General features: G+C 32.7%; 14 protein-coding genes. 10 read left to right on the forward strand and 4 right to left on the reverse strand.

The genetic code is table 11. The features are described 5' to 3' along the window. The first annotated feature begins 12 nt into the window (after positions 1-12). Together galU and tagH are read left to right on the forward strand one after the other, a co-directional pair. Positions 13-882, forward strand: a complete 870-nt coding sequence (gene galU / locus KYI10_03520; protein QYA33512.1) for a UTP--glucose-1-phosphate uridylyltransferase GalU — start codon at positions 13-15, stop codon at positions 880-882. A gap of 23 nt (positions 883-905) precedes the next feature. Continuing rightward, positions 906-1,709, forward strand: coding sequence for a teichoic acids export ABC transporter ATP-binding subunit TagH (tagH, locus tag KYI10_03525; protein QYA33513.1), 804 nt, complete (start codon positions 906-908; stop codon positions 1,707-1,709). Between the two features lie 29 nt (positions 1,710-1,738). Here tagH and tagD read toward each other — a convergent pair whose 3' ends face one another. Continuing rightward, complete coding sequence (gene tagD, locus KYI10_03530) at positions 1,739-2,128, reverse strand: glycerol-3-phosphate cytidylyltransferase (GenBank protein QYA33514.1); 390 nt, start codon at positions 2,126-2,128, stop codon at positions 1,739-1,741. Then, complete coding sequence (locus KYI10_03535; protein QYA33515.1) at positions 2,125-3,306, reverse strand: glycosyltransferase family 4 protein; 1,182 nt, start codon at positions 3,304-3,306, stop codon at positions 2,125-2,127. Before KYI10_03535 ends, tagD begins: the two co-directional genes overlap by 4 nt. Before the next feature lie 63 nt (positions 3,307-3,369). Between KYI10_03535 and KYI10_03540 the strand changes: the two genes are divergently transcribed. Genes KYI10_03540 through KYI10_03550 form a run of 3 tightly spaced genes read left to right on the forward strand, consistent with a single transcriptional unit; the run spans position 3,370 to position 7,030 of the window. Then, positions 3,370-4,467 carry a CDP-glycerol glycerophosphotransferase family protein gene (locus tag KYI10_03540; protein ID QYA33516.1) on the forward strand — a complete coding sequence of 366 codons (1,098 nt, stop codon included), beginning with the start codon at positions 3,370-3,372 and terminating at the stop codon, positions 4,465-4,467. A 9-nt stretch (positions 4,468-4,476) separates the two neighbouring features. Further along, on the forward strand, positions 4,477-5,583 hold the full coding sequence (locus KYI10_03545; GenBank protein QYA33517.1) for a glycosyltransferase family 2 protein: 1,107 nt from the start codon (positions 4,477-4,479) through the stop codon (positions 5,581-5,583). Between the two features lie 13 nt (positions 5,584-5,596). Further along, entirely contained in the window at positions 5,597-7,030 is a 1,434-nt protein-coding gene (locus KYI10_03550) for a CDP-glycerol glycerophosphotransferase family protein (protein ID QYA33518.1), read from the forward strand. Between the two features lie 42 nt (positions 7,031-7,072). On the opposite strand, the gene KYI10_03555 is transcribed toward KYI10_03550, so the two are convergent. Continuing rightward, entirely contained in the window at positions 7,073-8,017 is a 945-nt protein-coding gene (locus KYI10_03555; protein ID QYA33519.1) for an NAD-dependent epimerase/dehydratase family protein, read from the reverse strand. A gap of 87 nt (positions 8,018-8,104) precedes the next feature. Further along, positions 8,105-9,241 carry an LCP family protein gene (locus KYI10_03560; GenBank protein ID XBW67570.1) on the reverse strand — a complete coding sequence of 379 codons (1,137 nt, stop codon included), beginning with the start codon at positions 9,239-9,241 and terminating at the stop codon, positions 8,105-8,107. A gap of 295 nt (positions 9,242-9,536) precedes the next feature. Here KYI10_03560 and KYI10_03565 point away from each other — a divergent pair, with 295 nt between their 5' ends. The 5 genes from KYI10_03565 to KYI10_03585 are packed head-to-tail and all read left to right on the forward strand — an operon-like array spanning position 9,537 to position 14,366. After that, complete coding sequence (locus tag KYI10_03565) at positions 9,537-10,793, forward strand: nucleotide sugar dehydrogenase (protein ID QYA33520.1); 1,257 nt, start codon at positions 9,537-9,539, stop codon at positions 10,791-10,793. 53 nt (positions 10,794-10,846) lie between these two features. After that, positions 10,847-12,034 carry a glycosyltransferase family 4 protein gene (locus KYI10_03570; GenBank protein ID QYA33521.1) on the forward strand — a complete coding sequence of 396 codons (1,188 nt, stop codon included), beginning with the start codon at positions 10,847-10,849 and terminating at the stop codon, positions 12,032-12,034. Between the two features lie 22 nt (positions 12,035-12,056). Continuing rightward, positions 12,057-12,863, forward strand: coding sequence for an ABC transporter permease (locus tag KYI10_03575; GenBank protein ID QYA33522.1), 807 nt, complete (start codon positions 12,057-12,059; stop codon positions 12,861-12,863). 13 nt (positions 12,864-12,876) lie between these two features. Continuing rightward, positions 12,877-14,010 (forward strand): glycosyltransferase family 4 protein, encoded by a 1,134-nt coding sequence (locus KYI10_03580; GenBank protein QYA33523.1) that lies wholly within the window; start codon positions 12,877-12,879, stop codon positions 14,008-14,010. Beyond that, positions 14,007-14,366: a hypothetical protein gene (locus KYI10_03585; protein ID QYA33524.1), complete on the forward strand. Its 360-nt coding sequence runs from the start codon at positions 14,007-14,009 to the stop codon at positions 14,364-14,366. The genes KYI10_03580 and KYI10_03585 overlap by 4 nt, the downstream gene beginning before the upstream one ends.

A 14,366-nucleotide genomic window follows, 5' to 3' on the forward strand; every position in this document is an offset into this window, starting at 1 on the left:
GGATGTTGTAAAATGAAGAAAGTAAAAAAAGCGATTATTCCTGCTGCTGGTCTCGGTACACGATTCTTGCCTGCAACAAAAGCAATGCCTAAAGAAATGTTACCGATTCTTGATAAACCTACGATACAATATATCGTTGAAGAAGCAGTTGCTGCAGGTATAGAAGATATTATTATCGTAACAGGTAAGCATAAGCGAGCAATTGAAGACCATTTTGATAATCAATTCGAACTTGAAATGGCTTTACTTGAGAAAGAAAAATTTGAAATGTTAGAGGCAGTAAGACGTTCAACTAACCTTGCTAATATTTTTTATGTTCGTCAAAAAGAAACTAAGGGATTAGGTCATGCCATTTGGACAGCAAAACAATTTATTGGAGATGAGCCATTTGCAGTACTGCTTGGTGATGATATCGTTGAAGCTGATGAACCAGCGATTCATCAACTTATCGCCCAGTATGATACAACATCTAAATCTATAATAGGTGTCCAAGAAGTAGAACCAAAGAATACACATCGATATGGAATAGTTGATCCGTTAGAACAGGACAATAGATTATACAAAGTTAATAAGTTTGTAGAAAAACCTGCACAAGGAACGGCCCCTTCTAATCTTGCTATTATGGGGAGATATGTCTTGACTCCTGATATTTTTGACTACCTCGAAAACCAAAGTGAAGGTGCAGGTGGAGAAATCCAACTCACTGATGCAATAGAAAGGTTAAATCGAGATGATATTGTTTATGCCTATAATTTTGAAGGTGTTAGACATGATGTTGGAGAAAAATTTGGGTTTGTTAAAACTACAATAGATTTTGCCTTAAAAAATAAAGAAATGCGTGAAGAAGTAATGGAATACATCAAGAAAATCGCGCAACAATAAGCCAGTGAATAGGTGAATAAGTTATGAATGAATCAGTAGTAATTAGAAATGTAACCAAGAAATATAGAATGTACAAATCTAATAAGGAAAGATTAAAAGATTTAATAATCCCAGGTAAAGCGGGAGAGGATTTTTATGCACTTCAAGATATTACGTTTACCGCATATGAAGGTGATGTAATCGGACTTGTCGGTATCAATGGTTCAGGTAAGTCAACATTATCGAATATAATAGGAGGTATTATACCACCTACTGAAGGTAACTTAGAAAAATATGGAGAAGTCAACGTGATTGCTATTAATGCTGGGTTAAATGGAAATTTAACAGGTATGGAAAATATTGAATTTAAATGTCTGTTATTAGGTTACTCTCAGAAACAAATTAAAGCACTTACGCCTGAAATAGTAAAATTCTCAGAGTTAGGGGATTTTATTTATCAACCTGTGAAAAAATATTCTAGTGGTATGAAATCGAAGTTGGGCTTTGCTATTAGTGTCACTGTAAATCCTGATATTCTAGTAATAGACGAAGCATTATCGGTTGGTGATCAGACATTTGCTGATAAAAGCTTAGCGAAAATGCAAGAGTTTAAAGAGCAGAATAAAACAATATTTTTTGTGAGTCATAATTTAGGACAAGTAAAGAAATTCTGTACAAAAATTGCTTGGATTGAGGGCGGATTTTTAAAAGAATTTGGTGACAAAGATACTGTTATGAAGCATTATGAAGAGTTTATTAATGATTTCAAAAAGATGAGTAAGGAAGATCAAGAAAATTTTAAGAAAAATTTAAATGATAAAAGAAAAGTAAGAAAAAAATCGCAGTAGTCGTATGACTATCGCGATTTTTGATTAAATTAATTGCCATAAAGTTCTTTTTTTATTTGAGTTGTAGATATGCCTTCAGTTCTTTCTAAATAAACGACTTCACAGTAGTCTTTTAGATAATCAAACTCACCTTTCCAATCACTACCCATTAGAAATGTATCAATTTCATAAAGTGTAACATCCTTTACTTTTTGCTCCCAGTTTTCTTCTTTTATTACTAAGTCAACATAACGTATTGATTCTAACATCATTTTACGTTGTTCATAATTATAATATGATTTCTTATTTTTAAGCTTATTAAATTCATCACTTGATAATCCAACAATTAAATATTCACCTAATTCTTTTGCACGTCTTAACAATTCGATATGTCCATAGTGAAGTAAATCAAATGTTCCATAAGTTATTACTCGTCTCATAATGTTTTATTCACACTTTCTATAGTATTTTTCCAAAGGTTTCGAATGATTTCATATTCAAATTTTTTGCTGAATTCAAAACCATTATGCTGAAGGGTATTGAATAAAGATTGATTATTAATGACTTTCAATATTTGATTGGATAAATCAGTTAATGATTCAGCTTGAGCTAATAAACCGTTTACTTCATCATTAATCAATTCTAAAGGCCCAACTGGGCAACCATATGCGACCACAGCATTATGTTTAGCCATTGCTTCTATTAAAACTAATCCAAAACCTTCATATCTGGAAGGCAAAATATAAATTTTACTTTCTTCTAGTAATGTAGGAAGATTTTTTGTAGTTGGATGCAATGTGATAATTTCATTTAGGTTATTTTTTTCGATTAATTCCTGTAATACCGCCTTCTCTTTGCCATCTCCATAAATATTAACTTTCCAATCTCTGATATCATCTTTTATTAAAGCAATAGTTTTAATTAATAAGTCAAATCCTTTTTCTTTTTCAAAACGTCCTGCACTGATTATAATATTACTTTTTTCTTTATCAGTCTTTACATTAAAATATCCTTTAGGTAGTGCGTTAGGTATCACTTTTATCTTGGACGAAGTTAAATGTGATTCATAGATGTCTTTATCTTTTTGTGTCAATGAAATCACAAGATCAAATTTTGAATAATATTTTATGATACTTTCTTTTAAAGCTTGTGAGTGTTTTTCAAATAACATATGTTCTTGAGCAATTTTAATAACATGCTCAGGTGCGTATTGAGCAACTAATAAATTATAACTAGCTCTAGTAGAAATTATCATATCACATTTTAAATGTTTTAAAAAACGAATGATTAATGCTTCAGAGTATCTAGAAAATTGATTTATGCCAGGTTCATCAGGATGAATATATTGTGGGTAACTCCATTGTGTAAATATTTTTCTAATCTTTTTATTAATGATTTCAGTAATAGAGTGTTGATTTAAAGTTGTATAATCAATTAGTGATTCTAATCTAATATTTTCATTAAATTTAAAAAAGGTATCACGTTGCCCCTTAAATACTGAAACAATTGTAACGTTGTGTCCGATATCATCTAGCATATTCGCAAGATTAGTGACTGCTCTTGTGGTTCCCCCCATGTAATAGACATTATGAACTAGAATAACGATATTTTTACCCATGATATTGCTCCAATCTATGTTAATATATATTTATGATTATACACAATGAGAGAGTTGATTGATATGAAGAGAACTATTATTAAAATCTTGTATTTAAATATTTTAGCAATATTTTCATTAATATTTCAGTTCACTAAAGTAAGAAAAAACAAAATAACAATTTATGTTACATTTCAAGAAGATATTGATCCAATCTTAAAGCAGATACCTGACAGGTATGATGTGGTAGTGATATATCACCCTAAATTAGAAAATTATATCAAAGGTTATAAATATCATAATTTTTCACAATCTAATAAGGGTGTTATTAAAGAGCTCTATCATTTGTCGACTTCTAAATGGATTATAGTCGATACTTATTATTTAATACTAGCTGGAATGAAGAAGAAAAAGGGACAGAAACTGATTCAGACATGGCATGCAGCAGGGGCCTTAAAAAAGTTTGGACTTCAGGATCATAGCTTAAAAAACGCATCTGATAAAGCAATAAAACAGTATAAGCTCGTATATAATACATTTGATTACGTGCTAGTAGGATCTAATGTAATGGAAAATATATTCAAGAAGAGTTTTGGTCTATCTGATTCAAAATTTTTGAGGATAGGCCTCCCTAGAATGGATAAATATAAGACATTAAACCGGAAAAAAGAAAACGATACTATTAGAAAACTCCATGGTGTTCCAGTAGAAAAAATAGTTGTCTCTTACGTACCGACTTATAGAGACTACGAAATGGTAGTTCATGAATTACCAATTGATTTCTCAGCACTTGATGAAAGATATCAATGTTTCGTAAAGTTACATCCGGCTGTAAATCTAAAGTCTCAGAATAAATGGGATACTAAAATGACGACGACTGAACTTCTGCTTATTTCGGATATTATTATTACTGACTACTCATCATTAGCGATAGAAGCGAGCTTTTTAAATGTTCCAGTTCTATTTTATAATTATGATCTCGAAGAATATGATGAAAAAAGAGGGTTAGTAGATAACTATTTTGAATTTATTGATAGTGAGGTCATTCGGACGAATGAGGAATTAATGAAACGCATTAATGAAACATTAACACCAAATGAAAAATTGAATCAAAGATGGAATGAGTACAATAATGGAGATGCTACAAGTCGACTCATAAAGTTTATAGATGAAGAAAGTTAGGGATGCAACATGAAGATATCTATTATAATACCAATATATAATCAAGAAGAATATATCATTGACACTATTACATCTGTTAAAAATCAAACATTTAAAAACTTTGAATGTATATTAATCAATGATGGTTCAACAGACGATTCACAAAAAATTATAGAGCGTGAAATTATCAATGATAACAGATTTAAACTTTATAGCCGAGAAAATCAAGGTGTTAGTGCAACTAGAAATTATGGTATTGAAATATCATCAGGGGATTATATCTATTTTATCGATGGTGATGATACAATCCCTATAGATGCTATGCAAAAACTTTATGCAGCTGCACTTGAAAAGGATGCTGATATCGTTATTGGGAAGATGGTTCACAAAATAAATGGTCAAGATAAAGAAATTTCTACCTACCTGTTAGATGGGGTTTATAGAGGTGGATATAAAACATTAGAAGAAAATCCTGAAATCCTGCATTCTATTGGACCGACTGCTAAGCTGTTTAAACGAGATTTAATACGTGATTTATTGTTTCCCATTAACTTTAAATTTGCTGAAGAACATGAATTTATTGTTGCTGCATATGTGAAAAGCAAGAAAATCTATACAATTGAAAATGTAGCTTATTACTATCATATTCGCGAGCAGAATAACTCTGCAACTCAGACGATTAATAATAATGTGAAGGAATACATGATGAATTTAATTGAATCACATATTAAAGTGCATTCAATTTTAGAACAGAATAAACTCCATAAAGCATTAAATTTCTATGGTTACAGAATCACAAATTATATAATGCTTCCATTATTATTACAGGCTGCTCAAAATAACCAACTAATTGAAATAACTAAAATAATAGATGATTATTTAAATACTTCTGCTGTAAAAACGAGTGTTGATAAAAATAGAATTAAAGAAATATATTTTAATCAGGTAATTAATAATTTAGATTACACACGATTCATTAAACAAAAACCTTACTTTGAAATGGTTCATAAACATATTAATACACATAACATTAATAAAATGTTTCCTGATAGAGTTAATTTTTATTCGACAAAGATGTGTATTAGAATTAAATTAATCACGAAAAAGGTATGTAGAAAAATAAAAATAAGTATATAAATTAAGGAGTAGTATGATTAATATAGTGAGAATAGAGAAAAATGATAAATGTCTATCCATCTTTGTTAATTATTCATTGCCATGCAATATAAGATGGCAAAGTAATAAAGGCCATATTGTGTATCCTGAAAATAACATAAAAACTTTAGATTTATTAAAGATTAATTTTGATATTGCGAAATTCAAACATACCGAATATGAGTTAATTAGCGATAATCCATATATTATAAATATTTCTGAAGAAAATCGTTCAAGAAATCAGAAATATTTTAATCTCGAGGAAAACGTCTTACTATATTTAAATCTGAGTCTACAAAAAAAAATTAAATTTCAACTTAATAAAATTTTTGATTTTAAAAATAAAAAGCTTAAAACTGGAGCTAAAATAAGAGTGTTGTATTGGTTGACCAAGCCATTTTTTATAAGAAAAAATATTATATTGTTTGGAGAGCGCCCAGATACGATGTCTGATAATAGTTCTTATTTATTTTTTAATTATTTTAATAAAAAATATAACAACGGCTATTATTTACACACTAATGACAAAACTGATAAAGTCATAAAAATTAATACGCTTAAACATATCTTGTACTTTTTAAATAGCAAAGTTTGTGTAAATGCTTATGATATTGAAAGATATATGTCTTTTGAAGGTTATGGTAAAAAAGGTTTACTAGAAACATTTGGCGATATTTTAAACTATAAAAAAGTCTTTTTACAGCACGGCGTGTTCTATAATGATATTAGCGATTATATTGACAAAAATAAAATACATTTTGATTTAGTCGTTGTGTCGACTGAACATGAAAAAGATTTTTTAGTTCAACATCATTATACGGATGATGAAATCGTCACTTCAGGACTACCGAGGTTCAATAAATTGATTGATAAAAGTGAATCTTTGGACGCAATAGATCTATTAATCATGCCCACATGGAGAAGTTATATTAAGGATGAAGCGCAATTTTTAGAATCTGACTATTTTATTATGTATCATAAATTATTAAAAAAACTCAATAAAGACTTTCCTGACAAAAGAATAGTATTCTTCCAACATTATGAATTTAAGCGATACAACGACTTTTTTTCAAATATTAATATAGATATTCAAAAAGACAATGACAAGATACCAGAGCTATTGATGAAAGCCAAAGTACTTATTACCGATTATTCTTCTGTTCTCTTTGATTTTAATGTCATGCAAAAAGATGTAATACTCTATCAATTTGATAAAGAAGCATTCTTTGAACAACATACTCAAGCACCATTAATTGATATTGAATCGTATGATCACTTTGTAAAAATTTCAAATCCAGAAGAACTATGTTTTAATTCAGTGAATGGAGATAATATATCATCCTGCACTAATCGATTAGTAAAATACATACCGAATGATGAAATTCTATATAATCTTTGTAATCAAATTCATTGTTTATCTCAAAAATAAAAAAATCTCTATCGACATTAATTAAAGTCGATAGAGATTTTCTTATTTTTGATGGTTGCGATGATTAAATTCGGTATATGCTTTTATACCATCAATAATACTATATTTCGCACTGTAACCTAATTCCTTTAATGGTGTAATTTCGGCAACTGAGTATTTGATATCACCTTTACGTGAGTCCTTGAATTCAACAGGTATATCATAAGAAAAACTATTTTTGAATGCATTGTATACTTCTAATAAACTTGTCTCATTACCTGTGCCAAGATTATACACCTTACCATTCGTCTGATCGTTATCTAAAGTTAACATTACTGCTGATACTAAATCATCGATATAAACGAAGTCACGTGTTTGATGACCATCACCGAGAAAAGTAAAGGTAGACTTACTTTCAAACTTTTTGTTTAAAATAGAGATGACACCGGAGTAGTCAGATTCTGGATTTTGCTTTGGACCGTAGACATTGAAAAATCTAAAAGAAGTCGTTGGAATATCATATAAGTCGTTATAAATTTTTGCATAAGATTCGCAAGAAAACTTTTGAATCGCATATGGAGATAATGGCTTTAAAGGATCTTCGACCGATTTTGGAAGTCCAGGCAAATCTCCATATAATGCTGCAGAAGATGCAAAGATAAATTTCTTCAGGTCAGGATTGTAAGATTTAATAATCTCTAATAAATTAATGGTAGCATCGATATTAATTTGGTTTGATTCGAGAGGCTTATCAATCGTTTCGACTACACTTACCATAGCTGCAAGATGGATAATATAATCAAATTTATGTTTTATAAGTAAATTTCTTATAAAATCATGGTTCCTTATGTCTTCAATATGTATATATTCTTCTTTTATGAATGGCACGTTGCTAATTTTACCAGTTGTAAGATTATCTAAGATATGCACTTCATTGCCGTTATTAACCAGCTTTTCTGCGATATTAGAACCGATAAAACCTGCGCCTCCTGTGATTAAAAATTTCATCAATATTCCTCCTCTAATGTCACTCTTATATAATACATGAAAATCAAAATTTTATAAAATCAGTTCTATCTATACTTAGAAATAATATTAAGGCACTTCCGTCGAATCATAATTAATCACATTGTTATTAGAATAATCATTATAAGGATTAACGTATTGTGATTCAATAGATGGAGGTTCATCCGTCGAATCATAATTAATCACATTGTCATTAGAATAATCATTATAAGGATTAATGTATTGTGATTCAATAGATGGAGGTTCATAGCCATCTTCCTCGATGGATAATTGGGGTAAGCCCAAGTTCTCTAGATACGTATTCTGTATGTGATGCTTTTCCTCTAGATTAGGAATAAAGTACCATAGGTTGTCGTTAAGAAATTGACCGTATCCTGTTAATTGAAATCTTTCGACCGTATTTAATGATTCTGAATAATTGCTGATTAAAGTCTTCAGGTCATCAAATGTCACATCTGTTACGACGTTTCCTTCTATCGTTTTTAATAATGAATCAATTTTAGATACAGAACTCATACTAATCAGTTTATCTGCCAGCGCCTGAATCACTAATTGCTGGCGTTCTTGCCTTCCGAAATCTCCGCCTGCGCCTACTTGCTTCCTGCTTCTAATGAAAGATAGTGCTTCTTTCCCATTAAGATGCGTCAGTTCACCTTGTACGAAATCATGACCTTCATAGCTGAAGGTTGCATTACTTACGACGTCGATTCCTCCGACTGTATCGATCATTTCTTCTATGCCATCCATATTGATCGTGGCGTAGTAGTCAATTGGGACATTCATTAATTTTTCCACAGATTCTACTGCCATTTTAGCACCACCATGATTATATGCGCGATTAATTTTTTCGTGTGTATTATGCCCGGCTATTTCACTGTATGTATCTCGCGGTATCGATACCATTACGCTTGTATTTTTCGTTGGATTGATACTTATGATGATGATTGTATCTGAGCGTCCTGCATCTCCTGTAGCGAGTCTTGTTGTATTAGAGTCAACTCCGAACAGTGCGATTGAAATAGCATCATGATCTTTGATTGATACTTGTTCCTTGCGTAGGTCGGACTTTTCTCGGCTGATATTTGTATGGATTACTTTAGCAGTTTTCTCTACCTTTGTGTTTAATGTTTGATAAGCAACTGCTGCAGTTGCAAGTAATCCTATTAAGATGATGATGAGTGTGATTATCCATATTCTTTTCTTCATAAGTCGCTCCTGTCATGTTGGTGATATCTTGTAATATATTAACATAAAATTAAATTCGTTGATATTAAATTTTTTTCTTTTACATTATGTTTACAATCAACATATTATATTAAAAAAGTATATAAATGAGCTGTTTATTAACTCAATATTAATAATTTATAACCAGCGTAAAACTACTATGAAGATTTGTTTAATTCTCACTTTTCCGTATTTTCTTAAGTTATACTACCCATGAAGTAGATAAAAAATATTACTTAATTAAATATGAGTTTTCTTGAGAAAAGGATGGATTCATTTGAAACTTACAACAATCGGTCTAGGGTACATCGGATTACCAACATCAATTATGTTTGCGAAACATGGGGTTGATGTTGTTGGGGTTGATATTAAACAAGAAGCTGTAGATAAATTAAATAACGGCCAGATTCATATAGAAGAACCTGGGTTACAAGAATCATTGGAGGAAGTGCTGGCCTCGGGTAAGTTCAAAGCTTCGACGACACCAGAGCAGGCAGATGCATATATCATTGCGGTACCGACACCAAATAACAGCGATGAACATAGATCATGTGATATCTCGATCGTGATGTCTGGTGTTGAAAGTATCGTCCCATTACTTAAGAAGGGGGATATAGTAATCGTTGAGTCGACGATTGCACCGCGTACCATGGATGACCATGTGAAGCCTTATCTCGAGTCTGAAGGATTTATAATTGGTGAAGATATCTATCTTGTCCATTGTCCGGAACGTGTATTGCCGGGCAAGATCATGCATGAATTAGTATATAACAATCGCATTATCGGCGGAATCACCCCTGCTTGTGTTGAAGCGGGTAAGCGTGTATATGGGACCTTCGTTAAAGGTGAAATGATTGAGACGCAGGCGAAGACCGCTGAGATGTCCAAATTAATGGAGAACACATATCGTGATGTAAATATCGCGCTAGCGAATGAACTCGCTAAAATCTGTAACGATTTAGAGATCAATGTTAATGATGTGATTGAGATGGCAAATAAACATCCTCGAGTTAATTTACATAAACCAGGTCCTGGTGTCGGTGGTCACTGTTTAGCGGTCGATCCATATTTTATTATCGCGGAGGCCCCTGAGCAAGCGCTGTTAATCAAACTTGCACGTGACATCAATGTGTCTATGCCTGAATATGTTGTGCGCCGTACGAAGGACATCTTATCTAGGCTCGGCGGCAACAAAGTCACTGTATTTGGTTTGACGTATAAAGGGGATGTGGATGATATTCGTGAATCCCCTGCATTTGATATTTATGAAATGTTAACTGCATCTCAATATGAAGTTGTCGCATATGATCCTCATGTGAAGCAGGAGTTTGTTGAGAAAGATATGGGAACAGCGGTTAAAGACAGCGATTTAGTATTGATATTGAGTGATCATTCTGAATTTAAGCAGCTCACTGATGGTGATTTTGATGGAATGAGAAATAAATATATTCTTGATACTAAGAACGTTGTTAAGACTAAGGATGAATTTAAAGAAGTTAAATACTATAACTTCGGGAATTTATACAATTTATAACTACAACAACAGAATACGTTCGTATTCTGTTTGTTTTTTAATAAGGAGTTTCTATGAAAAGCATATTGCTCATCTCACAAAATTTCTATCCTGAAATCGGATCTGCAGCAAACCGTATGAAAAATATATTCAATCATCTCGTGGATCATGGGTATGATGTCTATATCTTAACGACGCAGCCCTCTTACCCGAACGAGAAGATGTATAAAGATGAAAAATACTGGAATGATGAACGGTTAAATAACGTAGCTGATAATAGGGTGATCCGACTAGCGATGCGTCATGAAAAACAAAAGAAAAGTATGTCATCAAGGCTTTATTATTATATTGAATTTATGCTGAAAGTGCATTACTTCGTAAAGCATACGGAAAAATATTTCGATCTCATCTATGTTACAAGTCCTAATATATTTGCACCATGGGGGACATTATTTCTACAGCGTGACATCACTACAAACAAGACGATACTCGAAATTCGAGATTTATGGCCGGACAGTGTGTCTGCCCTCGATAAGATTAATATCGACGTATTTATGCCGATGTTAAGATTGATGGAAAAACGGATGTATAGAAATGCAAAGAAAATTGTAGTGAATAATATGTCGTTCATTCCACATATTCAGAAATATGTAAAAAATAAGGACTTTCTATTCCTGCCGAATGCGATTAACGATGAAGAACTTAACTTTCGACCGAAAAAAGCAACATTCAGCATCGTATATACTGGAAATCTAGGCTTTGCACAGGATAACAAACAGCTGGAGGAGATCGCTGTAGCACTTAATAAGAATAAAATTCCATTTAATGCGATTGTCTATGGTATACATGCCAATGACTTCAGACGATTTGTAGATGAACAGCAACTCGAATATGTTAACGTGTTTGAAACACTGCCAAAGTCTGAATGTCTTTCATTTACGAGTGAACACCATGTGGCACTCTCCATTCTTAAGCAATCTGAAGTATTTATGAACGTACTTCCCGGCAAGGTGATTGACGCGATATGCATGGAGGTGCCCGTTGTAACCAACTTAGGGGGCTTCACTCAAGCGCTGATACAGGATTATGAAGTGGGTATTAATATTGAATCCGCTTCAACTGAAAAACTGGTGGAAGCCATCTTAACATACAAAGATGATCCGTTCATGCTAAGGCGTCATACAGAGAACACAAAGAAAATTCGTTCTGAAGTTTTTAGATGGGAGACAAATATTCATAAACTAATGGATTTTATCAGTTAAATAAATTGAAGAGGCTGTAATTATGAAAATTATTATCGAATTGTTAGAAGAGCAGATAAACAACTTAAATCTTATTTGGAAGTTATCACGCTATAATCTTAAAAGTGAATATTCGAATCATTACCTTGGGGCATTCTGGAATATATTACAACCTCTTATGCAGGTTGTTATTTATTACATTGTCTTTGGGATGGGGTTAAGAGGGAATGCACATAACGGGGATATGAATTATTTGCTCCATCTGATTACAGGATTATTTCCATGGATCTTTATTTCCCAGGCAATTAACGCAGGTTCTAATACGATACATGCACAGTTAGGTCTAGTAACTAAGATGAAATTCCCTTCTTCTGTACTATTGTCTATTTCATATGTAATTAACTTTATTAATTTGGTATTTACGACACTGATCATCTTTTTAATTTCATACTTTAATCACTTTGTATCGTTTGGTCATTACTTTGAATTTCTGTATTTCATATTTGCATCCTATATGCTGATCTTTGCATTTAATCTTATTATGAGTACATTGGTCATTCTTATCAGAGATACGAAGCAGATGCTACAGAACGTGCTGCGTATGTGTTTCTTTGTCACACCAATATTCTGGGATGCAAATACGGTTTCACCTGTACTAAAGGTGATTACGATGCTCAATCCATTTGCTTATCTCATAGGAATATATCGCAATGCATTCATTGAAGGAGAGGGGATGCTCTATGGGAATATCACAGATCATCTTTATTTCTGGACGTTTACACTATTATTGCTGTATATCGGCGGGCATATTCATTATCGATTCAAGAATCGTTTAGTAGATTATTTATAAATTGAGGTGCAAAATGAAATATTTGTTAATTACAAACGCTTACCCAAGTGAAGATAAGATTTATTCGAATGCATTCATCCATAGAAGAGTAAAAGCATACCAGCAGGCAGGTCTGGATATTGAAGTTGTCGTTATGACGACGAAAGTAAGATTTGATGCTGTCTATGACGGGGTCACTGTAAAGTTTCTGGATGAATTCCAGCTCGCTGATTATGTCAATGGTCATCCGTTCCATAAGCTGCTGATTCATTTTATGAATCTGAAGATGTTCCAGGCATTAAAGATGATGCACACAGTACCTCCAGTAATTATATGGATGCATGGGTTTGAAGCCGAACCTTGGTTTTCAAGGTATTACAACTTCTTATCGAGCAAGCAGTCATTTTTAAATGTAATGGAAAGAAAAGATAGTTATTACGAAGAAGTTAAAGAGATGTTTCTTGCATTGATGGATAAGGATCTGTATGATGCGACGTTTATCTATGTCTCAAAAAGCTATAAAGAAAAATATGTCGATCCATATCTGGGTAAGGTACCTGATCAATATCATATTATCCATAACCCGATTAATGAGTCCCTATTTCCGTATCGTCAGAAAAAACCGGAAGATAGATTTAACATTTGCAATATCAGACCTTATACAGCTAAGAACTATGCGAACGATATTACAAGAGATGTCATTATCGGTTTAAGCAAGAAGAAATATTTTGATGAGCTGACTTTCGAACTGCATGGTGACGGACCTTTATTTGATGATATAACGAAACCGCTTCAAAAATTCAGTAATGTCAAATTAAATAAAGCATTTGTGCAACAACATGAGATTCATGAAATTCACGCAAGAAACGGCATCTACCTTGGACCTACTAGACATGATTCGCAAGGTGTATCGCTGTGTGAAGCGATGAGTAGCGGCCTTGTGCCTATCTCCAATGATATCGGTGCGATTAAGGAATTTATATTAGACAAGGAAACAGGGCTTGTTGCAGATAGGGATGATGTTGCAGGAATGATCGAGCGTATCGATTTTCTGGTGAACCATCCTGATGTGTTTCTGCGTCTCAGCCACAATGCAGCGCAAGCGATAAGGCGACTGACTGGAGAAGAAATGATAACGAAAAAAGAACTTGAGGTGATTGAACGATGACAAATGAAGTGAACTGGGAAGCGGCATATAATGATTTAAAGTCTCAGATTGAATTTATGATGGAAGATACGAGACAGTTACTGGTAGATAATCCTGTCAAACTAAAGATCAATAAGATTGTCGTAGATAAAGATGAGACGTTCTCTTCATTAATTGTCGACGCTTCTGGTGATACGATGATGTATGCATGCTATCTCTATCATCAAAGGTCAAAGAAAGAGCTGGTCAAGACGAAGTATCAGTATAGCAACACGTTCGTATTTCAACTACCGAAAGGGAAGTACTTTGCACGTCTCTTCGTAAAAAATCGCATGACGGGTCAGAAAGAAATCGATACGATTTCATTTACTGTGTAA

The organism is Macrococcus sp. 19Msa1099, assembly GCA_019357535.2.
Lineage (GTDB): Bacteria > Bacillota > Bacilli > Staphylococcales > Staphylococcaceae > Macrococcoides > Macrococcoides psychrotolerans.